The sequence below is a fragment of the Cypionkella sp. genome, assembly GCF_034376685.1.
Classification (GTDB): domain Bacteria; phylum Pseudomonadota; class Alphaproteobacteria; order Rhodobacterales; family Rhodobacteraceae; genus Cypionkella.
In genome coordinates this window covers 1-21,488 of sequence record NZ_JAXMJJ010000082.1, presented here as the reverse complement: position 1 = coordinate 21,488, position 21,488 = coordinate 1, and the positions used below count along the sequence as shown (strand labels likewise).

21 protein-coding genes are annotated in these 21,488 nt (G+C 61.8%); 7 read left to right on the top strand and 14 right to left on the bottom strand.

Annotation, left to right across the window (positions count from 1 at the left end):
• Nucleotides 1-29 precede the first annotated feature (29 nt).
• Nucleotides 30-977 carry an L-threonylcarbamoyladenylate synthase gene (locus tag U1A24_RS15700; protein WP_322322919.1) on the top strand — a complete coding sequence of 316 codons (948 nt, stop codon included), beginning with the start codon at nucleotides 30-32 and terminating at the stop codon, nucleotides 975-977.
• A 20-nt stretch (nucleotides 978-997) separates the two neighbouring features.
• Here U1A24_RS15700 and U1A24_RS15695 read toward each other — a convergent pair whose 3' ends face one another.
• The 3 genes from U1A24_RS15695 to U1A24_RS15685 all read right to left on the bottom strand — a co-directional run bounded on the left by U1A24_RS15695 (nucleotide 998) and on the right by U1A24_RS15685 (nucleotide 4,102).
• Entirely contained in the window at nucleotides 998-1,678 is a 681-nt protein-coding gene (locus U1A24_RS15695) for a fumarylacetoacetate hydrolase family protein (RefSeq protein WP_322322918.1), read from the bottom strand.
• A 13-nt stretch (nucleotides 1,679-1,691) separates the two neighbouring features.
• Nucleotides 1,692-3,242 (bottom strand): serine hydrolase, encoded by a 1,551-nt coding sequence (locus U1A24_RS15690; RefSeq protein ID WP_416173498.1) that lies wholly within the window; start codon nucleotides 3,240-3,242, stop codon nucleotides 1,692-1,694.
• A 152-nt stretch (nucleotides 3,243-3,394) separates the two neighbouring features.
• Nucleotides 3,395-4,102, bottom strand: a complete 708-nt coding sequence (locus tag U1A24_RS15685; RefSeq protein WP_322322916.1) for an HAD family hydrolase — start codon at nucleotides 4,100-4,102, stop codon at nucleotides 3,395-3,397.
• A gap of 147 nt (nucleotides 4,103-4,249) precedes the next feature.
• Between U1A24_RS15685 and clpS the strand changes: the two genes are divergently transcribed.
• The gene (gene clpS / locus U1A24_RS15680; RefSeq protein WP_322322948.1) at nucleotides 4,250-4,570 is read left to right on the top strand and encodes an ATP-dependent Clp protease adapter ClpS; all 321 of its coding nucleotides are present in this window, start codon (nucleotides 4,250-4,252) and stop codon (nucleotides 4,568-4,570) included.
• Nucleotides 4,571-4,579: 9 nt separating this feature from the next.
• A complete protein-coding gene (locus U1A24_RS15675; protein ID WP_322322915.1) occupies nucleotides 4,580-5,548 on the top strand; it encodes a class I SAM-dependent methyltransferase in 969 nt (322 codons plus the stop codon).
• Between the two features lie 10 nt (nucleotides 5,549-5,558).
• On the opposite strand, the gene U1A24_RS15670 is transcribed toward U1A24_RS15675, so the two are convergent.
• Nucleotides 5,559-5,948, bottom strand: a complete 390-nt coding sequence (locus U1A24_RS15670) for a hypothetical protein (protein WP_322322914.1) — start codon at nucleotides 5,946-5,948, stop codon at nucleotides 5,559-5,561.
• A gap of 103 nt (nucleotides 5,949-6,051) precedes the next feature.
• Here U1A24_RS15670 and hemF point away from each other — a divergent pair, with 103 nt between their 5' ends.
• Nucleotides 6,052-6,906: an oxygen-dependent coproporphyrinogen oxidase gene (gene hemF / locus U1A24_RS15665; protein WP_322322947.1), complete on the top strand. Its 855-nt coding sequence runs from the start codon at nucleotides 6,052-6,054 to the stop codon at nucleotides 6,904-6,906.
• Here the strand turns inward: hemF and U1A24_RS15660 are convergent.
• From U1A24_RS15660 to hemE, 5 genes are all read right to left on the bottom strand, one after another.
• Nucleotides 6,903-7,796, bottom strand: a complete 894-nt coding sequence (locus tag U1A24_RS15660; protein ID WP_322322913.1) for a DMT family transporter — start codon at nucleotides 7,794-7,796, stop codon at nucleotides 6,903-6,905. The two genes, hemF and U1A24_RS15660, sit on opposite strands and share 4 nt — an antisense overlap.
• Nucleotides 7,797-7,809: 13 nt before the next feature.
• Nucleotides 7,810-9,021: a PLP-dependent aminotransferase family protein gene (locus U1A24_RS15655; protein ID WP_322322912.1), complete on the bottom strand. Its 1,212-nt coding sequence runs from the start codon at nucleotides 9,019-9,021 to the stop codon at nucleotides 7,810-7,812.
• 268 nt (nucleotides 9,022-9,289) lie between these two features.
• Complete coding sequence (locus tag U1A24_RS15650) at nucleotides 9,290-9,619, bottom strand: hypothetical protein (protein ID WP_322322911.1); 330 nt, start codon at nucleotides 9,617-9,619, stop codon at nucleotides 9,290-9,292.
• A gap of 84 nt (nucleotides 9,620-9,703) precedes the next feature.
• Nucleotides 9,704-10,891, bottom strand: a complete 1,188-nt coding sequence (locus tag U1A24_RS15645) for a glycoside hydrolase family 5 protein (protein WP_322322910.1) — start codon at nucleotides 10,889-10,891, stop codon at nucleotides 9,704-9,706.
• Nucleotides 10,892-10,983: 92 nt separating this feature from the next.
• Entirely contained in the window at nucleotides 10,984-12,024 is a 1,041-nt protein-coding gene (gene hemE, locus U1A24_RS15640; protein ID WP_322322909.1) for a uroporphyrinogen decarboxylase, read from the bottom strand.
• Between the two features lie 106 nt (nucleotides 12,025-12,130).
• Between hemE and hemC the strand changes: the two genes are divergently transcribed.
• Nucleotides 12,131-13,066, top strand: coding sequence for a hydroxymethylbilane synthase (gene hemC / locus U1A24_RS15635; RefSeq protein ID WP_322322908.1), 936 nt, complete (start codon nucleotides 12,131-12,133; stop codon nucleotides 13,064-13,066).
• Nucleotides 13,067-13,173: 107 nt separating this feature from the next.
• On the top strand, nucleotides 13,174-14,202 hold the full coding sequence (locus U1A24_RS15630) for a helix-turn-helix domain-containing protein (RefSeq protein WP_322322907.1): 1,029 nt from the start codon (nucleotides 13,174-13,176) through the stop codon (nucleotides 14,200-14,202).
• Nucleotides 14,203-14,211: 9 nt separating this feature from the next.
• Here the strand turns inward: U1A24_RS15630 and sucD are convergent, their stop codons facing one another.
• Genes sucD through U1A24_RS15610 form a run of 4 tightly spaced genes read right to left on the bottom strand, consistent with a single transcriptional unit; the run spans nucleotide 14,212 to nucleotide 18,473 of the window.
• Nucleotides 14,212-15,117, bottom strand: a complete 906-nt coding sequence (sucD, locus tag U1A24_RS15625) for a succinate--CoA ligase subunit alpha (RefSeq protein ID WP_322322906.1) — start codon at nucleotides 15,115-15,117, stop codon at nucleotides 14,212-14,214.
• A 9-nt stretch (nucleotides 15,118-15,126) separates the two neighbouring features.
• Nucleotides 15,127-16,314: a malate--CoA ligase subunit beta gene (locus U1A24_RS15620; RefSeq protein ID WP_322322905.1), complete on the bottom strand. Its 1,188-nt coding sequence runs from the start codon at nucleotides 16,312-16,314 to the stop codon at nucleotides 15,127-15,129.
• 12 nt (nucleotides 16,315-16,326) lie between these two features.
• Complete coding sequence (locus U1A24_RS15615) at nucleotides 16,327-17,265, bottom strand: CoA ester lyase (protein ID WP_322322904.1); 939 nt, start codon at nucleotides 17,263-17,265, stop codon at nucleotides 16,327-16,329.
• Between the two features lie 14 nt (nucleotides 17,266-17,279).
• Nucleotides 17,280-18,473 (bottom strand): aminotransferase class V-fold PLP-dependent enzyme, encoded by a 1,194-nt coding sequence (locus tag U1A24_RS15610; RefSeq protein WP_322322903.1) that lies wholly within the window; start codon nucleotides 18,471-18,473, stop codon nucleotides 17,280-17,282.
• Between the two features lie 146 nt (nucleotides 18,474-18,619).
• Here U1A24_RS15610 and U1A24_RS15605 point away from each other — a divergent pair, with 146 nt between their 5' ends.
• On the top strand, nucleotides 18,620-20,017 hold the full coding sequence (locus U1A24_RS15605) for a helix-turn-helix domain-containing protein (RefSeq protein ID WP_322322902.1): 1,398 nt from the start codon (nucleotides 18,620-18,622) through the stop codon (nucleotides 20,015-20,017).
• Here the strand turns inward: U1A24_RS15605 and U1A24_RS15600 are convergent.
• Nucleotides 20,014-21,204, bottom strand: a complete 1,191-nt coding sequence (locus U1A24_RS15600) for an MFS transporter (RefSeq protein ID WP_322322901.1) — start codon at nucleotides 21,202-21,204, stop codon at nucleotides 20,014-20,016. The two genes, U1A24_RS15605 and U1A24_RS15600, sit on opposite strands and share 4 nt — an antisense overlap.
• Nucleotides 21,205-21,488: the final 284 nt, after the last annotated feature.

Sequence of the window (21,488 nt, the reverse complement as noted above, 5' to 3'; positions counted from 1 at the left end):
CGCATCAAGCCCTACGCTACGTCACAAAGATGAACCAGACCCAGACCCTGACAGCCACACCCGAAGGCCTTGCACGCGCCGCTCAGATCCTGAGCGGGCAGGGCCTTGTCGCATTCCCGACCGAGACGGTTTACGGGCTGGGTGGCGATGCGCGCTCTGATCTGGCGGTGGCGCGGATTTTTGATGCCAAGGGGCGACCAAGATTCAACCCGTTGATCGTGCATGTGCCGGATCTGACCGCCGCTCGCACTTACGCTGTGTTTGATGCGCGGGCAGAGGCGGTGGCGGCGGCGTTTTGGCCCGGTCCGCTGACGCTGGTGTTGCCGCTGCGGCAGGACAGTGGGCTTTCCCCGCTGGTGACGGCAGATCTCGAGTCCGTGGCGATCCGTATTCCGGCGCATCCGGTGGCGCAGGCGTTGCTGCGCAGCTTTGGCGGGCCGTTGGCCGCGCCTTCTGCCAATCCGTCGGGGCGCGTGTCTCCGACGCGGGCGGTGCATGTCTTAGAAGGGCTGGCGGGGCGGATTGACGCTGTGTTGGATGGCGGGGCCTGCGCTGTGGGTGTCGAATCCACCATTCTTGGCCTGATCGGTGAGCCTGCGCTGTTGCGTCCCGGCGGCATTGCTGTCGAACGGCTAGAGGCCATGCTGGGGCCACTTCCCACCGGAGGCGATGCGAAAAAACCCAATGCGCCCGGTCAGTTGGCCTCACATTACGCACCCGGTGCGCCGGTTCGGCTGAATGCGGAAACGGCCTTGCCGGGCGAAGTGCGCTTGGGGTTCGGCGCGGGCGCGAGTGATCTGAACCTGTCGCCCAGTGGCAATCTGATCGAGGCTGCGGCGAACCTGTTCCACCTGCTGCGCGAGGCGGATCATCTGGCGCAGCCCGGACAACGTATCGCGATTGCTCCGATCCCCGAACAGGGCCTTGGCCGCGCCATCAACGACCGTTTGCGTCGCGCGGCGGCACCGCGCCCCTGAGCGATTAGGCCCCTAAGCGACTAGACCAAGCGCACGCTTGCGGGCTGCAGCCCGTCGATCTGCACTTCGCAAAGCTGGCCGCGCGCAATCGGGCCGATCCCGGCTGGCGTGCCAGTGAAAATCAAATCGCCCGGTTGCAACGTGACCAGCCGCGACAAATGCCCGATGATGCCTGCGACAGACCAAATCATTTCGCCCAGATCGGCATCCTGAGTGAGCTTGCCGTCGACCAGGCACCTAATCCGACCGGAGGGTTTGCCTAGAACTGCAGGCCGCAGAGGCCCCACCACGGCAGAATTGTCAAACCCCTTCGCCATATCCCAAGGCCTGCGCGCGGCTTTCGCCTCGGCTTGCAAATCGCGCCGGGTCAGATCGTTGCCGGCGGCGTAGCCCCAAATCAACGCCTTGGCCTTATCTGTGCTGACAAACGCCCCCCCTGCGCCCAAAGCCACAACCAATTCGGCCTCGTGGTGCAGTTCAATGGTGGCGGCAGGGTAGGGGATGGTATGCCCGGAATCGATCACCGCATCGGCGGGTTTGTTGAAAAAGAACGGCGGCTCGGCATCAGGATCATGCCCCATCTCGCGCGCGTGCTCGGCATAATTGCGGCCGACGCAGAAGATCCGACGCACTGCAAATCGGTCGGTGCTGTTTTCCACAGCCACCGAAGGCAGCGCAGCAGGTTTAAGGACGAATCCCATCAAGACCCCCTATCTACGAACCCATAGTAAAGCAGGTCACACCGCGCGCTTGCAAGCGACGGCAGGCCAGATCGGCCTCGCGCTGGCTCAGGCCAAGGAAGTTGGCATCATAGCCACCGCTCTTCTGCACCACTTTACGCAGCGCGTCGCCCAGAGTGGCGTTCTCGGACAACAGGGTTTTCATCAGCACGCGATCCGCCTCACCATAGCTGTTGAAACGCCCGATGTTGATGCCGTAACCCTTGCCGCCCGAGGTTGAGATGTTGGTGATCACCTCTTCGGCGGCAGGTTGCGCGGCTTGCGCGACAACGGCCACCTCATCATAAATCGGGGCCTTATGCTTTGGTTTCGCCGGAGCCGCGACCAGTTGTACCGGCTGCGGGCTGGCGGCGGCAGCCTTGATCGACAGGCCCGGAGTTTCTGCCACGGCCAATTCAACCGCCTGTGCTTCCAGCGAATCCGGGGCAGGTTCGGCGGTGGCCTCGGCCAAGGCACCTAAGATTCCATCAGCCATCGAGCTGCCCGCTTGCTCGACTGCCGCCAAATCAACCTCGGCGCTATCGCCCAACGACGGACGCGCGGTGGGGCGGGGCGAACTGGACACTGCCGTCACCAGACGCAAGGTTTTCGCAGGGCCGCCGCCGCCTTCGACCTCCATCTCGGTGCTCGCCTGCGCGATCAGTTCCTGATCGGCACTGATCACAGGGGGCTGCGGGGCGCCACCCGGTTTGGCCTTGCGGAAGCCCAGATCCAGCAGTTCGGTCATCTTGGAGTTGCGCATCGGGGTCGAGGTGCCACCGAACACGGTTGCAATGATGCGCACGCCGTTGCGTTCCGCCGAGGCGGTCAGGTTGAAACCAGCCGGGTTGGTGTAGCCCGTCTTGATGCCATCCGCGCCTTTGTACTGATCAAGGAATTTGCGGTTGGTGTTGGCCACCTTGGCGATGCCCGCATCGGCGCTGCGGCGCGAGAAGATGTTGTAATACTGCGGATAATCGTAGAACAGGTGCCGCCCCATGATCGTCATGTCATGTGCCGTCGACAAATGTCCCTTCGCCGTCAGCCCGTTGGCGTTCTTGAAGGTCGAGTTTTTCATGCCAAGCTGTTTGGCGGTGCGCGTCATCCGCGCGCCCCATTTTTCCGGGGTGCCCTCAAAGTAATCGCCGATCGCGGAAGCCGCGTCATTCGCCGATTTCACCGCAGCAGCCCGGATCAGATAGCGCAGCTGAATCTTCTGCCCTGCTTTCAGCCCCAGACGCGACGGCGGCTGTGCTGCAGCACTTTTCGACACAGTGATCATCGTGTCGAGCGAGACGTTGCCCGCCTCAATCTCACTGAACGTGATGTAGAGCGTCATCATCTTGGTCAGAGAGGCCGGATGTAGCCGGGTATCCGCGTTTTCGGAATAAAGCGTCTCGCCTGTGCGCGCATCCATCACAAAAGCGGCGTAGGGGGCCGCTTTGGATTCTTGCGGGCCGGAACAGGCCGCCGCAACGCTGACCACGGCCAGCAATATAAAATGACGGACATATTGCCCAAGCTGGCATACTGCCGAATTGCCCATTTGGTCTGCCTCGTTTGCCCCTCATTGATCGGGAGCTTTGTTCTGCTGCCTGAAAAGCTAGCACAGCAGGTGATTCAGGAAAACCCCTTATTCTGAAAGGGGTTCTGGGCTTTACATACTGTGATTTATCTGCCGAAATTGGCGCTTGCGCGCTAGGGATGGTGGTGATTTGGCAGGTTGGCCACAAGATCAGGCAGTTCGGCCAGAGAGGGTAGGCTGAAGAATCTGTCCACCCCCTGCGGCGCATCGGCGTGTTCCAGCGCCCAGGTCAAGCCATGCGGGATATGCACGCCGTAAGCTCCTGCAGCCAAGGCCGGAAGCACGTCTGATTTCAACGAGTTGCCGATCATCATTGCCTGATCCGCGCCGGTGCCGTGACGGGCGAAAATCGCCGAGTAGGATCTGGCGGTCTTGTCCGAGACGATCTCAACCCCGTGAAACAGCTCGCCTAAGCCCGATTGCGCCAGTTTGCGCTCTTGATCCAGCAGATCGCCCTTGGTGATCAAAACGACTCGGTGACTGGCGGCAAGGGTTTTCACCGCCGCACGGGCATGCGGCAGCAGTTCGATCGGATGCGCCAACATCTCACGCCCGGCAGCCATGATCTCGGCAACCACCAAGGACGGCACCCGCCCCTCGGTCACTTCAATCGCGGTTTCGATCATCGAAAGGGTGAAGCCTTTGACGCCAAAGCCATAATGACCCAGATTGCGCCGCTCGGCCGCCAAAAGCTGCGTATGCAGATGCTCGGCTTCGGCGTAATCCGCCAGCAGTTCGGTGAACCGATCCTGCGTCAGCCGGAAGAAACTTTCGTTCTGCCAAAGCGTATCATCGGCATCAAAACCTATCGTTGTCAGCATGACATCCTCCTGTCCGCATATGATCCAAGCCGAGGGCCTTTGCGCAAGGCAGAAATGCGCTATATTGAGACAGTGCAACCCAAATTGCGAATCTTGCGAACGGAGCCTGTCCGCGTGACCCCTATTGCTGGCCTACCTCATACGATGATGTCTGATGCGCCGCGTGGCCCGGGCAATGACACCTCTATTTTGACGAAGACCAAGACCAAAACACAGCGACCCCCGCTGTATAAGGTCATGCTTTTGAACGATGATTACACGCCGATGGAATTTGTCGTGCATATTCTGGAACGGTTTTTCGGCCTGAACCACGCGCAGAGCTTTGAGATCATGCTGGCGGTTCACAAGAAGGGTCTGGCGGTGGTCGGCGTGTTCTCTTACGAGATCGCAGAGACCAAAGTGGCGCAGGTGATGGATTTCGCGCGCCGGCACCAGCACCCGCTGCAATGCACTATGGAAAAAGAATAGGCGGCTTTCATGCGCTCGGCCCGGTTGGAATTGGCGCTGCAAAGCGGCGCTTTGGTGTTGCCCGCTGCGGGCGATATTGTGGTTTTGCGGCCGCGGGCGGGGGACGATCTGTCCGCTTTGCCGAAAGACCGCGTGGTGGTGAAAACCGGATTCAAACCGGACCACGATTATTTCACAGCACAGGGCTACCGGACCGAGGGCGTGGCGGTTGTCGCTATCGTCTGTGTGCCGCGCGCGAAATCGGAAGCGCGGGCGCTGATGGCTGAGGCTATAGGCGCTGATCTGATCGTGGTCGATGGCCAAAAGACCGACGGTGTCGAAACCCTGCTGAAGGATTGCAAGGCCTTGGGGCTGTCAGTGGGCGAGGCTTTGTCAAAGGCCCACGGCAAACTGGCGGTGGTAAAGCCGGGGCCAGCGCTGGCGGAATGGGCGGCGCGGCCCGTGATTGTCGAGGGGGGATTTCAGACCCTGCCTGCGGTGTTTTCTGCTGATGGCCCAGATCGCGGCTCGGTGCTGCTAGCCGACGCCTTGCCTGCCAAGCTGGGCGCGCGGGTCGCCGATTTGGGGGCGGGCTGGGGGTATCTGTCGCGGGCGATCCTTACGCGCGAGGGTGTCAAAGAACTCGATCTGGTCGAGGCTGAAGCCGAGGCTTTGGCCTGCGCAAAGGTCAACATCCCCGACCCTCGGGCAAAGTTTCACTGGGTCGATGCGACCAGCTTCAAACCTGCGCGGTTTTGGGATTCTGTGGTGATGAACCCGCCGTTCCATACCGTGCGCGAGGCAGACACCGGCCTCGGGCTGGCGTTCATTAAAGCCGCGCAACGCGGTCTAAGCCCCTCGGGCAGCCTGTGGATGGTCGCCAATCGCCATCTGCCCTACGACAAATTGCTGGTGACGCTGTTCAAACAGGTCGAGGAAGTTGGCGGCGACAAAGCCTTTCGGGTGACGCGCGCATCCTATCCGATCCGCGCGCGCTAGCCGTTCCAGATTATTCGGGATACTGCGCCCGGCAGGCCCTGATAGACGGGTCTGCAGCCTTGGCTTGTGCCGCGCGTTTGGCTTTCAGGCTGGCGAGTTTGGCGGATTCGGCGTTCAGGTCGATGGCTTTGGGACGTTGCTCGGTGTAATCCACATCGTCAAAGCACATCCGTGGACTCGCACCAGGTGTGCCGGGTTTGCCGCGATAGCCGCATTGCCGCCAAACCGTGCGCGAACGGGTAACGGTTTCATAGGCATAGCCGCGCTCAAGATTGCGTTCCGTCTCGGCGATCAGGCGATCCACCACGCGCATGTCTCGGGTCGCGCCGCTGATGCAATTCTGTTGCGGGGTGCCGCAGGCGGCAAGGATCAACAGGGCGGGCAGGACTATGCGTTTCATGGGCGACTCACAAAATGGGATGCTGGCTTTACTATAGGGCTGCGCGCTTGATATGCCATAACACGGGCGCAGCCCGATGGATAATAAGCGAAAAGGGCGGGGCATGGTCGAGGATTTCAGCATCGAAAAAGCGCAGGCTTCGGCTTGGTTCCGCACCTTGCGCAATCAGATTGTGCTGGCTTTTGAAGAGCTTGAGGAAAATCACGGCCAAAGCGCACGCTTTGAGGTGACACCGACCACCCGCTCGGATGGCGGTGGTGGCCTGATGTCTGTGCTGCGCGGCCGCGCGGTGTTTGAGAAGGTGGGCGTCAATGTCTCGGAAGTGCATGGCGCTTTGGGCGAACGCGCGCAGAAGGCGATGGCGGCGCGTGGCGTTCCGGGGATGGATAAAGATCCCCGGTTTTGGGCCAGCGGGATTTCTCTGGTGGCGCATATGGTCAACCCGCATTGTCCGGCGGTGCACATGAACACGCGGATGTTCTGGACGCCGCACGCCTGGTGGTTTGGCGGCGGCGCGGATTTGAACCCCTGTCTGGAATACCCCGAGGATACCGCGCATTTCCACGCCGCGATGCAGGCGGCCTGCGACGTGCATCACCCGGATTACTATGCAAAATTCAAAGCTTGGGCCGATGAGTATTTCTACATCCCACACCGGGGCCGCGCGCGGGGTGTCGGTGGGATTTTCTATGATGATCTGAACACCGGCGATTGGGCCGAGGATTTTGCCCTGACGCAGGATGTGGGCCGTGCCTTCCTGCCCGCCTTCGTGCCGCTGACCGAACGCCGTCTGAAGACTGAATGGTCAGACGCGGACCGCGAGGCGCAACTGATCCATCGCGGGCTCTATGCCGAATACAATCTCGTCTATGATCGGGGCACCAAGTTCGGTCTTGAGTCCGGCCACGATGCCAATGCGGTGCTGATGAGCCTGCCGCCGATTGCCAAATGGACTTAAGCCGTCAGCCGTAGCAGCAGTCCGACACCCAGCACGATCACCGCCATGCCGATGATCTGCCGCGCACTGACGGGTTGCTTGAACACATAGCGCGACACGGCGGTGGCGAAGATCACCTCAACCAGCGCCAGTGTGCGGACATTGGCGGCAGAGGTTAGCGCAAAGCCCAGAAACCAGAACTGCGACGCAAACGCACCAAGGAAGCCCGCGAACAGCGACGATCGCCACACCGCGAACGAGTCCTGCAAAGCGGTGCGGTTGAACAGCGCCATCCAGATCAGCAGGATGGCGGTCTGGATCAACAGGGTCAGCACGAGGGTCGAGGTGGCGCGGATCAGAAAGCCGCCATCGTCCAGATGGGTGATGCCACCGCGAAATCCGATGGCCGAGGCCCCGAACAACGCGCCCGCCAGCAGGCCGATCAGGGCAGGGCGCCCCAACTGCCAGACAGGCGTGCCGGGTTTGACAGACATCAGCATGACGCCTGCGCTGGCGATGACGATGGCGGCCAGCACCGGCAGGCTGATCGGATCGCGCAGGATCACGGCGGCGGCAAGCGCGACGATAACGGGCTCGGTTTTCAACCAAGCCGTTGTCACCGCGAAACTTTGCGACTTCATCACCACAAGCATCAGACCAGTGGCGGCGATCTGCGCCAAGGCTCCGGCGAGGGTAAACCCAAGGCTGGGCAGGTTGGGAACCGGGATGGCTTCGCCTGTCACAAGCGTGACCAGCACCAAAAACAGCGCCGCAAACGGCAGACCGAACAGAAACCGCACCTGCGTCGCCCCCACGGTGCCGATCTGCCGGGTCAGGCTGGATTGCATGGCGTTGCGCGCCACTTGACCGAGCGAGCCAAGCAGCGCCGCAAGCACCCAGAGCGAACTCACGCCCCGAACCCGATCATGCCTGCGCGCGGATCAGGCGGCCCAGCCGTTTCATGCCCTCGTCAATCGCGGCTTCATCGGCGCAGGAAAACGACAGCCGGATGGTGTTGCCATTGCTGCCATCGGCGAAGAAAGCGCGACCGGGGACGAAGGCCACCCGCTCGGATTGCAGCGATTGCGCCAAAAGATCCGCGCCGTCCATCGCTTCGGGCAGGGTCAGCCAGATGAACATGCCGCCTTCGGGTTTGGTCCAACTGACCCCCTCGGGCATCTCACGGCTCAGCGCCTTCAACAGATGATCACGGCGGGCTTGGTAGGTGGTGCGCAGTTTGGCAACGTGGCTGTCAAATTGCGTGCTGGCGACATGGTGCGTTACAATCTGATTGGTCGTCGCCGAATGCAGATCAGCCGCTTGTTTCATCAACACAAGGCGGCTGATCACTTCCGATGCGCCGCAAACCCAGCCCACGCGCAGGCCGGGGGCGAGGGATTTCGAGAAGCTGCCACAATACAATGTGCGGCAGTCTTCAATGCTGCCCTTGCGGGCAATTTCCAGCGCCAGAATCGGCGGGATCGCCTCACCATCATAGCGCAGGGTTTGGTAGGCGGCATCTTCAACCACGGCGATACCCATCTCATCCGCCAGATCAATCACCGCTTCACGAGCAGAACGGGCGATGGTCTCCCCGGTCGGGTTGGCGAAATCGACCGATAGATAGGCGAACTTCACCCGACCGCCAGCGGCTTCGGCCTTGGCGGTGAAATCCGCAGCGGGGCGGTTGGTGTTGGGGTCAAGCCGATCATAGACGGGCTCATAGGCGTTGAACGCGCCCAACGCGCCGAGGTAGGTCGGCCAGCCAACCAGCACGGTATCATTCGGCGAGATCATCAGTTTTGCCAGATAATCAAGCGCTTGCTGAGAACCCGAGGTGATCAGGATGTTATCCGCCGTGCAGGGAACACCGATCTTGCCCATCTCGGTCACAATCCAGTCGCGCAGCGGTTTGTAGCCTTCCGACACCGAGTATTGCAGCGCAGCGCCCGCCTTCGGCCCCGTCAAAGCCGCTGAGAACGCATCGCGAAAGGCTTCTGTCGGGAACAGCGCCGGGTCAGGAATGCCGCCCGCAAAAGAGATGATGTCGGGCTGATCCAGCAGCTTCAAAAGCTCACGAATTTCCGAGGCTTTCATCCGCGCATTGCGCGTTGCCAGAACACTATTCCACTCCACGACAGTCCTCCCAAACGGTTCGGAGGGACTTTTGCGCTGGGGCCGGGGTAAGTCAATATCTATGACCTAAAACGTGATCGGAATGCCGCGCTTTGGTCAATGTGCGTCCCATGGGATGACGCAGTTGGTTGGCTTGCCCGGCCCGGCGATTGCCTCAAGATAGCCGCCAAGCAGGTGGCAGTCTTGGTTGGCGTGAAAGGGATACACCGAGCCATAGAGATAGCCGCAGCCCAGTGCTGCGACGATCCCCAACCCGCAAAGGATGCGGCTATTCCGTCGCGATCCATGCACCGCCTGCGCCTTTCTTCAACACAGCCACAAGGCTTTTCGGGGCTGTGCCTTCGATCTCGATATCGATAAGGCAGGCATAGCTGCCGTCCTGATTATGACTGCACAGGCCCTTTGGGCTGATTTTTGCGGCCTTTGCCAGATTGGCTTGGCTCGGATCTGCGGCCGTGGCTATCAAAACCGCCCGCGACACATCAACGATGTCGCTGGTCTTGGGGCCGCCGATCAGAAAGCTGGGGCCCAGGGTGAAGTAGATCCCAGCAACACCGGCGACAATCAGCAGAGCGATAATGTTCAATATTTTCCGCATTGTATTCTCAGTGGTTAAAGGGCCGCCAGATAAGCACAGGTGTATTTCAGCGGCAAATGGAATCCTGCCAGCTGGGTCGCACCCTCATCCACCCATCCGCCCCCGCAATATCCCCATCAGCGCGCCGTCCCTTGGCAATTTGTCGGCCTTGCCCTCTTCGGACAGGTAATAGAATTGACCGGGGGTTACGGATTTCGGCAATTCGTAATCCATGCCGTCCCATTCATCCTCGCGGAAGGAATAGAACGCCCAATGGCCGCCGCGGGCCTCAACCGCATCCATCACGTCGGCGAGGTAAGTCGCGCAATCGGGCCAGAGCCGCATGCAGCCGAACTCAGCAGCGACCACGCGGGTAGGCGGTAAGCCTTGTGCCGCTGCCCAATCAAAGGCGTGGTTGATATGGGCAGCGACGGCGGCTTTGTCCCACACTTGCGTGGCCCTCGCATAATCGGTGGTCACGCCGGGATAGCGCAAGGGCACGTCACGTTTCATATTCGGCGCGCTGGTCGCGGCATAGGGTTCATACATGTGAAACGCATAAAGCACGCGGTCATCGGCGAGTTTTTCCGGCCATGCCGCCAGCGCCCGCGGATTGGCGTAATAGCCGCCATCGACCATTATCGGCGTGACCGGATCTACCGCGCGGATCGCGGCGATCATCCGGGTGTAAAGTGCGGGCAGATCGCGTGGCCTGCCAGTTTGCGCCACTTGCCACGCCTGCAAATCCGGCATCGCACCGTTTTCAGCAAGCCCCGTGGTTTTCTCGGGCGCAGGTTCGTTCAGCAGATTATAACCCGCGACCGCCGGATGATCTTTCAGCGCGGCTGCCAGATCGCCCCAGAACTGTACCGCCTGATCGGCGTAAGCCGGGTCGGACCACAGCCGATCATCAAATTTGCCGTTGTTCTGCTGCGTCCAGCGTGCGCCGGGCAGGCTGAGCGGCACGATCACCACTTTCAGCCCCGCAGCATGGGCGGCATCCAGACTGGCGCGCAACGTGGCGAGGTCTTCCGGTACAAGGCCCGCGTAATGGTCGGCATCACCGATCAGAAAATCGCGGCCTTTGCCGTGCCATTTACTGAAGGTCAACCGCACCCATGTTGCCCCCGTGTCGGCTAAGGCCTTGAAATAGGCTTCATCCTGCGGTTTGGCGTTGAAGCCATTCGCGCCTTTCTGCGGGCTGTCCCAGAAGCTGATCAGATCGGCACTGTAGGCCACGGCGGGCAAGAAGGCGCAAAGCGCGGCGAGGCGCAGGGCAGGTTGCAGGGGCATCTGTGGACTCCGAGGTTCAACGCGTGCTGCTTAGCCAAATTTGCCGACAAGCGCATGTTGAAAAACCGAACTGACCCAAACCCAGCGGATTTCTACCGCTGCCGCACGGTTTCCACCATCAGCGCCACGTTGTCCGGGTTGGCATCCGGCGTGATGCCGTGGCCGAGGTTGAAGATATGCGGCCCGCCTTGGAACGCGGCTTTGACGCGCCGGGTGGCGTCGATCAACTCTTGCCCGCCGGTCACCATATGGGTGGGTGAAAGGTTGCCCTGCACGCAGCCGCCCGGTTGCACGTTCTCCGCCGCCCATTCCGGGCTGACCGAATTGTCGATGGCGACGCAATCCGCCCCGGTGGCTTTGGCAAACCCGATATAGCCCGCACCTGCCTCACGCGGAAAGGCGATGATCGGCAGGCCGGGGTGTTTGGCTTTGAGGGCTGCGATAATACGAGCGGTGGGTTTCACCGCGAAATCGGTGAAATCCTGACCCTTCAACGATCCGGCCCAGCTGTCGAACAGCTTGACCACTTCGGCCCCGGCCTGAACCTGCATCGAGAGATAGTCGATGGTGGCCTCGGTGATCACATCAATCAAAGCGCTGAAAGCGGCGCGGTCGGCGGCTTTCAGGGCATGGGCCGGGCCTTGATCCTTGGTGCCACGTCCGGCAATCATATAGGTGGCAACCGTCCAAGGTGCGCCCGCAAAGCCGATCAAAGTGGTTTCCTTCGGCAGTTCGCGCGCCAGAATGCGGACGGTTTCATAGATCGGCGCAAGTGTCTCATGGATGGCATCGCGCGGCTTCAGCGCCTGCACTCCGGCCATGCTGGTGATCGTCGAAAGCCGCGGGCCCTCGCCGGTTTCAAACCACAGATCCGCGCCCAACGCCTGCGGCAGCAGTAGAATGTCCGCGAACAGGATCGCGGCATCAAAGCCATAGCGGCGGATCGGTTGCAGCGTCACCTCGGCGGCCAGTTCCGGGTTGTAGCACAGCGACAGGAAATCCCCCGCCTGCGCCCGCGTCGCGCGGTATTCCGGCAGATAGCGGCCCGCTTGCCGCATCATCCAGATCGGCGGGGTGGGCAGCGTTTCGCCCGCAAGGGCGCGCAGGATCAGTTTGGACGTTGGGTTGGTCATCGGGGCCTCCGGTTGCGCCCTTGCGTCCCTTACCTGCGACGGCGTGTCAAGCGCGCCCACGCGGCAATCGGTTGAAAGGCGGAAGTGTCGCGGGTAAGTCTGGGTCATGACATATGCAATGCCCACCCCCGCGCAGCCCTTCAAGATCGGCACCCGAGGCTCACCACTCGCCTTGTGGCAAGCGCATGAGGTGCGGCGTTCGCTAATGGCGGCGTTTTCGCTGCCGCTTGAGGCGTTTGAAATCGTGGTGATCAAGGTCACTGGCGATCTGGTGCAAGACCGCGCGCTGAAAGAGATCGGCGGCAAGGGCCTGTTCACCCGCGAGATTGAAGAGGCCTTGGTCGCGGGCAGCATTGATATCGCCGTGCATTCGATGAAGGACATGCCGGTGTTGCAGCCTTCGGGCTTGCTGTTGGACTGCTATCTGCCGCGCGCCGACGTGCGGGATGGCTTTGTGTCGCATGTGGCGCAGGGCATTGCAGATTTGCCCCAAGGCGCGGTGGTCGGCTCGTCATCCTTGCGCCGTCGGGCGCAACTGGCGCATCGCCGCCCCGATCTGCACCTGGTCGAGTTTCGCGGCAATGTGCAAACCCGGATGCGCAAGCTGGAAGACGGCGTCGCGCAAGCGACCTTCCTTGCAATGGCCGGGTTGACGCGATTGGAGATGGCGCATGTCGCCCGCCCGATTGAAGTGGCCGATATGCTGCCCGCCGTGGCGCAAGGCGCGATTGGGGTGGAGCGTCGGGTCGATGACCCACGCGCAAAGGCGATGCTGGCCGCGATCCATCACCAGCCAACCGGGGTGCAACTGGCCGCCGAGCGAGCGTTTCTGGCGCGACTGGATGGTTCGTGTGAAACCCCGATTGCCGGGCTTGCTGTCTTGGAAGGCGATCAGCTTTGGCTGCGCGGCGAGATTCTACGCCCGGATGGCAGCCGGGTGATCAAGGGCGAAGTCCGGGGCGCACAGACCGATGCGGCGGCTTTGGGCACAGGTTTGGCGGCTGACCTGCTGGCGCAGGCGGGCGAAGGCTTCTTCGGCTGAAATCTTGCAGCCCGGTCAGATCGCAAGGGGGGCGTATTTCGGGATGGCCTTTGCAGCACGCTCCGGGCAGGATTACGCTCCATGATCCCTCTGGCCAAATCTTCACCATGACACCCGCACGCCCTGCGGACCCAATAGCGCTGCCGGATCAGCCGGGGCTTTACGATGGCGATCCACAAGCCGAGAATGATCTGTGGTTTCTGCCCGAAGATGCTGCGGATGACGCCGCGCAACCCGGCCCGCGCGCGGATCGCGCACCTTTGTTCAACGTGCAGGATTGGCGGATGGCCGAGGCCAATCTGGCAGGGGATCTTGCGGCTTTATGCTTTGATTTCGGACGCTTGCAGGAACGTCTGTCAAATCTGGGCGCAGGGGCTTTGCATCGGTTGGCGCTGCAAGAGGTGGTGGGGCTTGGCTGGTGGACTGGCGAACGGATCACAGCGGATCGGCTGGCTCTGTGGCTCAGCTTGCGGCAAGGCGCCACCGGGGACGAGTCGCAGGCGCTGGCCCGCGCCGCTTGGGCGGTGCGGCGGCTCCAGGCGCGCAGCACCTCGGGCAGCGATTGGGTCACGCGGATCAGCGGGCAGTTGGGGCTCGTCGATCTGCCGCCAGACCGGATCTTCGAGGTCGCAGCGTCGCTTGATGGCGCAGAGACGCTGCACCGCGTCACGCAGGGGGCGCTGCTGTTTCACCTGTGGCGCGCGGCCTCGGACGGCGTGACGCGTGATATCGAAGCGGCGGTGCTGGGTGCGCGCATTGCTGCGCAGGCGGGGTTCTTGCCGCTGGCGCAGGTGGGGTTTGGCGCGCTGACGGTGATAGGCTCGGCCGAGCGGCGGCTAAGCGGCTGGATCGGCGGCGCACATCAGGCGGTGTTGGCGGCGCTGTTGCATTTGGACCGGGTGCAGGCGTGGCAGGGCCATGCAACGCAGGCGGTGGCCGATTTGTCGGGCCGCACCCCCGCCTTGCTGGTGGCGCTGCTGGCGCGTTGGCCGATGATGTCCGCGCCAATGGCCGAGGCGGAAACCGGGGCAAGTCGCGCCGCCGTGCAGCGCAACTTGCAAAGTCTCACCCAGCGCAACCTGATCCGCGAAGTCACCGGACAGGGCCGCTATCGGCTGTGGGCGGCGCGGATTTAACCGAGTGGCCTAGGCCACAGCCCCCATCGCGCGCGAAGCCAACAACCGCGCCATCGTCTCGCCCATGCTCGATGGGTTCGGTGCCACGGTAATGCCTGCGGCCTCCAGCAAGACCACCTTTTCCTGCGCGCTTTCGCCAAAGGCGCTGACAATCGCCCCGGCATGGCCCATCTTGCGGCCCTTGGGTGCTGACAACCCGGCGATATAGGCGACCACGGGTTTTTTCATGTGATCGCGCGCATAAATCGCCGCTTCCGCTTCCTGCGGCCCGCCGATCTCACCGATCATCATCACTGCATCGGTCTCAGGGTCTGCCTCAAACAGCCCCAGAATATCGCGGAAGCTCGATCCATTGATCGGATCGCCGCCAATGCCCACGCTGGTAGACACCCCAAGCCCCAGCTCTTTCAACTGGCTTGCCGCCTCATAGCCCAAGGTGCCAGACCGCCCAATGATGCCAATACGTCCGGCCAAATAGATATGCGGCGGCATGATGCCCATAAATCCCTTGCCCGGCGAGATCACGCCCGCACAATTCGGCCCGATCAGCCGCAATTTTCGCTCCGCCGGATAACGCCGCAAAAACCGCTTCAGCTTCATCATGTCTTGACTGGGGATGCCGTCGGTCACACAAACCGCCGTCTTAATCCCCGCATCGGCGGCCTCCATGATCGCATCAGCCGCGAAGGGCGGCGGCACGAACACCAGTGATGCCTCAGCCCCGGTCGCCTCCACCGCCTCACGCACGGTGTTGAACAACGGCAGGCCCAGATGGGTTTCGCCACCCCTGCCGGGAGTGACCCCGCCGACAACATTGGTGCCGTATTTGATCATGTCGGCGGCATGAAAGCTGCCGATGCGGCCCGACATGCCTTGCACGATAACGCGGGTTTTCTCAGTGATAAGGATAGCCATGAGTTCCTCCTATGCAGCTTTGCGGGGGCGGGGGGTGGCAGTCGAGGCGGCAACGGCCGCCGCCGCAGCCTCGGCCAGTGTGTCGGCAGAGATCAGCGGCAGGCCCGAGGCTGCAATGATCGCGCGCCCCTCATCCACATTGGTGCCCGCCAGACGCACCACGACCGGGATGGTCAGCCCAACCTCGCGGTAAGCCTGCACCACGCCTTCGGCCACCCAATCACAGCGGTTTATCCCCGCGAAAATGTTGACCAAAATCACCGAAACATTGCCATCTGCCAGCACGGTGCGAAACGCCCGCACCACACGCTCCGGGCTGGCCCCACCACCGATGTCGAGGAAATTCGCAGGCTCGCCCCCCGCCAGCTTGATCATATCCATCGTCGCCATCGCCAATCCGGCACCGTTGATGATGCATCCAATGTCACCGTCCAGGCCCACATACGACAGCCCATGATCCCCCGCCGTGCTTTCGCGCGGGTCTTCTTGCGATCTGTCCCGCAATTCTGCAATCTCGGGCCTGCGAAACAACGCATTGGTGTCAAACGACATTTTCGCATCCAGCGCCACCAGATCGCCTGTCCCCGTAATCACCAGCGGGTTGATCTCGACCATCACCGCATCCAGATCGCGGTAAGCCCGGTAGCAGGCGCGCAGGGTGGACACCATCTGAGCAATCTGCCCGCCCTTCAGGCCAAGCTGAAACGCCAATTCCCGCGCTTGGAATTCCGAAAGCCCCACCGCAGGATCAATCGTCATCCGCCGCAAGCTGTTCGGATCGCTTTCCGCCAGATCCTCAATCTCAATCCCGCCATGCGCCGAGGCCACGATCATGATGCGCTCGGATTGCCGATCCAGCACGAAGCCGAGGTAAAGTTCCTGCGCAATCTCTGACGCAGCCTCCACCCAGACCCGGTAAACCCCCTTGCCCTTGGCATCGGTCTGTTTGGTCACCAACTGCTTGCCAAACAACGTCCCGGCAAACGCCTGCACCTCATCCGCCGAACGGCACAGCTTGACGCCCCCCGCAGCCCCCCGCCCGCCGGAATGGATCTGCGCCTTGACCACCCAGGCCGAGCCGCCCAGTTCCCGCGCCCGATAGCCCGCCTGTTCCGGGCTATAAGCCAAGCCGCCGCGCGGCACCGGCACGCCGAAGCCCGCAAGGATTTCCTTGGCCTGATATTCGTGAATATCCATCTTTTCCCCCTTTCAGCGTGCAGCGATAGCGTCGGCAAGCACCAGCACGTTCATCGCCATTTTCTCGGATGCCGCGTCGATCATCCGGCCATCCAGTTGCGCCGCCCCCTTGCCCATTGAGGCGGCCTTTTTCAGCTCCTCAATGATCCGCCGCGCGCGGGTGACTTCGGTATCCGGGGGCGAGAACACCTCATTCGCCAAAGCCACCTGTGTCGGATGGATCGCCCATTTGCCCTCGCACCCCAAAGCCGCTGCCCGGCGCGCGCCGTCCTTATAGCCTTCAGGATCGCTGAAATCGCCAAACGGCCCGTCAATCGCGCGCAAGCCGTAAGCCCGGCAAGCCACCACCATCCGGCTGATCGAGGCGTGCCACTGATCGCCCGGATAATGCGGGTTCAACCCGCCGATATTGGTGGTGCGCGCCCGCATCGAGGCCGCGAAATCCGCCACGCCAAAGTGCAACGCCTCCAACCGCCCGCCAAACTGCGCGATGGCTTCGACATTCGCCATGCCAAGCGCAGTTTCAATCAGCGCCTCAAGGCCCACCCGATTGGTCAGCCCTTTGGCCTGCTCGATCTGGTTGACCATCGCCTCGACCATATACAGATCGCCGGTCACCCCAACCTTCGGCACCAGCAGGGTGTGCACATGGGCACCCGCCTGTTCCATCACATCCACCACGTCGCGGTACATGTAATGCGTATCCAGCCCGTTGATCCGCACCGAAACCGTCTTGCCGCGCGCGGCCCAGTCGATGTCATTCAGCGCCTGAATCGCGTTCTTGCGCGCCTGATCCTTTTCCGAAGGGGCAATCGCATCCTCCAGATCTAGGAACACATAATCCGCGGGCCCCTCGGCGGCCTTGTCGATCATGGTGGGGTTCGAGGCCGGAACCGCCAGTTCCGAGCGTTGCAGCCGTTGTTTGCGAAGCGGGTGAAGCGTGTGACTCATGGGTTTTCTCCGGGTTATTCTGCTGCAAGATGAAGGGATTGTGCGGCTGCCGCGAACACCGTTTGCGCGGCGGCAACGCCCGAGCCGTAGGTCAGACTGACGCCCGCCTCGACCAGTGCAAGTTCGGCCAAGGCAATCGCGGTCAGGCAGGTGCCCTCATTCAGATCGCCGATATGGCCGATGCGAAACACTTTGCCCGCCAGCGGCCCAAGGCCCGATCCGAACGAGGCGTTGTAGCGATCATAGCCAATGCGGATCACCTCACGCGCATCAACACCGTCTGGGGTGCGGATCGCGGTGACGGTATCAGAGGCCAGCGAGGGATGCTCGGCGCAGGTTTGCAAGCCCCAGGCGGCGACAGCGGCGCGCACGCCTGCGGCAAGTCGGTGATGGCGCGCGGTGATGTTCTCAAGGCCTTCCTCCATCATACGGTCCAGCGCTTTGCGCAAACCATGCAGCAGTTGCGTCGGCGGGGTGTAGGGAAAATAGCCCCCGGCATTATGCTTCAGCTGATCGGCGAAATCGAAATAGCAGCGCCGTCCGGTCGCGGTCTTGCTGGCAGCCAAAGCCTTCTGGCTGACCCCCAAAATCCCCAAACCAGCGGGCATCATAAAGCCCTTCTGGCTGCCGGTAACGGCCAGATCGACGCCCCAATCGTCCATCCGAAACTCCAGACAGCCAATCGACGACACGCCATCAACGAAGAGCAGCGCATCATGCATCGCCTCATCCAATGCCCGCCGTAGCGCCGCCACCGAAGACGTCACCCCCGTCGCGGTCTCGTTATGGGTCAGAAACACCGCCTTGATCTCGCCGCGCTTATCCGCCCCCAAACGACGGGCAAATTCGCTGACCGGCGCCCCGGCACCCCAAGGCAAATCAATCACCTCGACATCCAGCCCCAGCCGTTGCGCCATATCCACCCACAGGGTCGAAAACTGGCCATGCCGCGCCATCAGCACCCGATCGCCGGGGGACAAAGTGTTGGTGATCGCCGCCTCCCAAGCCCCGGTGCCGGAGCCCGAGAACAGCATCACCTCGCCGCTCGTGGTGCGGAAAATCTTTTTCAGATCGCTGAACAGGCCCAGATTGCCCGCGCCAAAATCATGGGCGCGCTGATCCTGCATCGCCACGTTCATGGCTTGCCGCACGACCTCCGGCACGTTGGTCGGGCCGGGAATGAAGAGATGATTGATACCAGTGCGCATGTGTCCTCCGCCGTTGTTACAAACGTGATTGCACCGCTGCAAAATTGTGCAAAATGAAAATTGGTTGTGCTGTGAATGCGAGAATTTACAAATTTACATTTCTGTAATATTGTAAAGCTGACAGATTCTGGATTGTGTGCGACTGTATGCAGAAAACCTTCATCGGCCCGCATTTGCGGCGTTTGCGGCTGGAGCGCTCGGAAACCCAAGCCGCGATGGCACGGGCGCTGGGCATATCGGCGTCCTATGTCAACTTGCTGGAAAATAACGAAAGATCAGTGTCCGTCGCGATCATGCTGCGGCTGTTTGATGTCTATGGTGTCGATTGGCGTGATATCGCGGAAGAAGACAGCACCAGCCAGCTGGCCGACCTGCGCGCGGTGACGGGCGACCCGTTGTTTACAGAAATCCGACCAGAAATCGCTCAAATCCGCGCGGCGATTGTCCACGCCCCAGCGGTGGTGCAAGCCTTTCTGACACTGTATCGCGCCTATCAGACTGTCGGTGATCAGTTGATGACGCTGTCACAAAATGACACGGCGCAGACCACAGCCTCGCCCGAAGCGGCGGTGCATGACGTGTTTCGCCGCAACCGCAACCATTTTGCAGCGCTTGAAACGGCGGCCGAGGCGTTCTGGGGCAGCGCCGCCGTGCCGCGCGATGATGTCTATACCGCCCTGAAACAGCGCCTTGCCCAAAAGCTGCGGGTGACGGTGCGGCTGGCCCGCGTGGAAGACCTGCCCGGTGCCTTGCGGCAATATGACGAGGCGCGACGCGAAATCCTGCTGTCAGAAGCCCTCGATCACCCCAACCGCATCTTCCAACTGGTGCATATGCTCGCCCTGCTGGAACAGCGTCCACTGATCGACACTTTGGTGCAGAAATCCAATATCACCGACCCGCGCGGCACCGCCCGGTTGCGGGTGGAATTGGCAAACTACTTCGCCGCCGCCGTCCTCATGCCCTATGCCAGCTTCCTGCACGAAGCCCGCGCCGCGAAATACGACTTCGACCATCTCGCCACCCGCTTTGGCGTCAGTTTTGAGCAAGCCTGCCACCGCGCCACCACGATGCAGCGCGAAGGGGCGATGGGGGTGCCATTCTTCTTTTTGCGCATCGACAAGGGCGGCAATGTCTCCAAACGTTTCAACGCCACTGACTTTCATCTCGCCGAGTATGGCGGCGCTTGCCCGCGTCTGGATGTGCATACCAGCTTCCGCACCCCGGGGCGGATCATGCCGCAGTTTGTCGAAATGCCGGACCGCAGCCAGTTCTTCGTGTTCTCGCGCACGGTAGATCGCCCGACATGGGAGCGTCACAGCCAGGACAACCGCCTCGCCGTCGCGATGGGTTGCGCCGTGCAACACGCGCCCGAAATCGCCTATGCCGAAACCTTCAACATGGCACATGCCACGATCACCCAGATCGGCATCAACTGCCGGATTTGCCCGCGCGCGCATTGCGACCAGCGCGCGCATCATGCCGCGATCCTGACCCAGCCGATTGACGCGCACCGCAGGGGGGCAACGCGCTACGACGGTTAAGTGTGGCGGCGATCCACCCAAAGCAGCCCCGCACCACCCAGCACCGCCAGCACGCTGCCAAGGATCGCCACCGTCTCATAACCGCCCATCGTCATACCAATGGCAAAAGCCGCAGCCCCCAGCACATCCGACACCAGCTTTTGCAAGGCCAGCATCGCCCCCGCCGTGCCAGGCCGGTTGTGCATCAGATCCTGATAATAGCTGATCGGCAGACTGATCAGCGCGGTGCCACCAATCCCCGCCACCAGCGTCATCGCCCAGATCCACGGCGTATCCGCCAAAATCGGCATCGCTAACAGATGCAGCGTGTAAACCGCTGATCCCACCGCCAGCAGGGTCGCGCGCCGCACCCGGCTGACCAGTCGCGGCAGCAGCAACAGGCAGGGCACTTCCCAGCCCGCAACCAGCCCGACATACAGCGCCACATCCGACGCATCCCGCACCGCTGAGGCATCAAACACCAGCGACACCAGCACCATATAAAGAATACCGCTGGCACTGATCGCCCCCAGCAGCAGCAGTCGCAGTAAAATACTCGGATGGGCTATCTCTTTGAACGCTTGGCGAAAATTCAGACCCGAGCGCTGATCGGCCCATTCGGTCGCCCCATCGCGTGGCCAACTGAAATAGATCAACACCACCAGCCCAAAGCTGGCCATTCCCGCGCTCACATAGATCGCCATCACGTCGATCTGGGCGGAAAAACCAAAGGTCCAGAACACCAGCATCGCAAGAAAACTCAGCGACATTGCCGAGCGTAACCCCGCCTGCACCGGATCGCGGGTCAGGCTGTCCGGCGTCACCAGCCGCGCCAGCGCAAACAACTGGCCATAGAGGCTAGAGGCGATGGGCAGCAGAATGCCGTGACACAGGATCAGGCTGAGTTTGCCGGGAAACATCAGCATCAACAGCAAACCGATCAGGCTCGACAAAGTGGCAAGCAACGCAATCCGGCGGCGATGCCCGCGCTGATCGCCCAAGATGCCCAGCAGCACCGAAGCGCTGACAGCGGTGATCGAGGCCAGCACCAGAACCAGCGCGAAAGCCGGCTCGCTCAGACCTATCCGCTCGATCGCGATCAGCGATTGGTAGGGGTAAACCGAGGCGTTATGCGCCCCCAACAACAACAGCGCCAGAAAGATCAGGCGCAATGCGGGTTGGCGAAAGATCAGGGCAAGGGCGGACAAGGCAGGCTTTCCGAACACGTCCCGCTACCGCTAACGGGGCAGGGCGGGGAAGTCCAGATCGCGCGGTATGAAACCAAAGCGGGGTGCCGTCTTGGGCCCCATCGAGGGGCCACGCGACGGCGTTGCCACGGAAGGTTGCGAAGTGCGGGAAGCCGAAGCCAAAACGACGGCGCGCGTTGTAAAGTCGAGGCGCTCCGCGCGGGAGTATTTCAAAAAGAGCACATCGAAAGCCGTTGCTCTTTTTGAAATACTCCCGCCGGAGGCTCCCGGCGTTCAGCAACGCG

What these genes read in the sequence shown, in the direction of transcription:
- U1A24_RS15700 (WP_322322919.1), top strand. Translation starts at nt 30, where the DNA reads ATGAACCAGACCCAGACCCTGACAGCCACACCCGAAGGCCTTGCACGC.
- U1A24_RS15695 (WP_322322918.1), bottom strand. Translation starts at nt 1,678, where the DNA reads ATGGGATTCGTCCTTAAACCTGCTGCGCTGCCTTCGGTGGCTGTGGAA.
- U1A24_RS15690 (WP_416173498.1), bottom strand. Translation starts at nt 3,242, where the DNA reads ATGGGCAATTCGGCAGTATGCCAGCTTGGGCAATATGTCCGTCATTTT.
- U1A24_RS15685 (WP_322322916.1), bottom strand. Translation starts at nt 4,102, where the DNA reads ATGCTGACAACGATAGGTTTTGATGCCGATGATACGCTTTGGCAGAAC.
- clpS (WP_322322948.1), top strand. Translation starts at nt 4,250, where the DNA reads ATGTCTGATGCGCCGCGTGGCCCGGGCAATGACACCTCTATTTTGACG.
- U1A24_RS15675 (WP_322322915.1), top strand. Translation starts at nt 4,580, where the DNA reads ATGCGCTCGGCCCGGTTGGAATTGGCGCTGCAAAGCGGCGCTTTGGTG.
- U1A24_RS15670 (WP_322322914.1), bottom strand. Translation starts at nt 5,948, where the DNA reads ATGAAACGCATAGTCCTGCCCGCCCTGTTGATCCTTGCCGCCTGCGGC.
- hemF (WP_322322947.1), top strand. Translation starts at nt 6,052, where the DNA reads ATGGTCGAGGATTTCAGCATCGAAAAAGCGCAGGCTTCGGCTTGGTTC.
- U1A24_RS15650 (WP_322322911.1), bottom strand. Translation starts at nt 9,619, where the DNA reads ATGCGGAAAATATTGAACATTATCGCTCTGCTGATTGTCGCCGGTGTT.
- U1A24_RS15645 (WP_322322910.1), bottom strand. Translation starts at nt 10,891, where the DNA reads ATGCCCCTGCAACCTGCCCTGCGCCTCGCCGCGCTTTGCGCCTTCTTG.
- hemE (WP_322322909.1), bottom strand. Translation starts at nt 12,024, where the DNA reads ATGACCAACCCAACGTCCAAACTGATCCTGCGCGCCCTTGCGGGCGAA.
- hemC (WP_322322908.1), top strand. Translation starts at nt 12,131, where the DNA reads ATGACATATGCAATGCCCACCCCCGCGCAGCCCTTCAAGATCGGCACC.
- U1A24_RS15630 (WP_322322907.1), top strand. Translation starts at nt 13,174, where the DNA reads ATGACACCCGCACGCCCTGCGGACCCAATAGCGCTGCCGGATCAGCCG.
- sucD (WP_322322906.1), bottom strand. Translation starts at nt 15,117, where the DNA reads ATGGCTATCCTTATCACTGAGAAAACCCGCGTTATCGTGCAAGGCATG.
- U1A24_RS15620 (WP_322322905.1), bottom strand. Translation starts at nt 16,314, where the DNA reads ATGGATATTCACGAATATCAGGCCAAGGAAATCCTTGCGGGCTTCGGC.
- U1A24_RS15615 (WP_322322904.1), bottom strand. Translation starts at nt 17,265, where the DNA reads ATGAGTCACACGCTTCACCCGCTTCGCAAACAACGGCTGCAACGCTCG.
- U1A24_RS15610 (WP_322322903.1), bottom strand. Translation starts at nt 18,473, where the DNA reads ATGCGCACTGGTATCAATCATCTCTTCATTCCCGGCCCGACCAACGTG.
- U1A24_RS15605 (WP_322322902.1), top strand. Translation starts at nt 18,620, where the DNA reads ATGCAGAAAACCTTCATCGGCCCGCATTTGCGGCGTTTGCGGCTGGAG.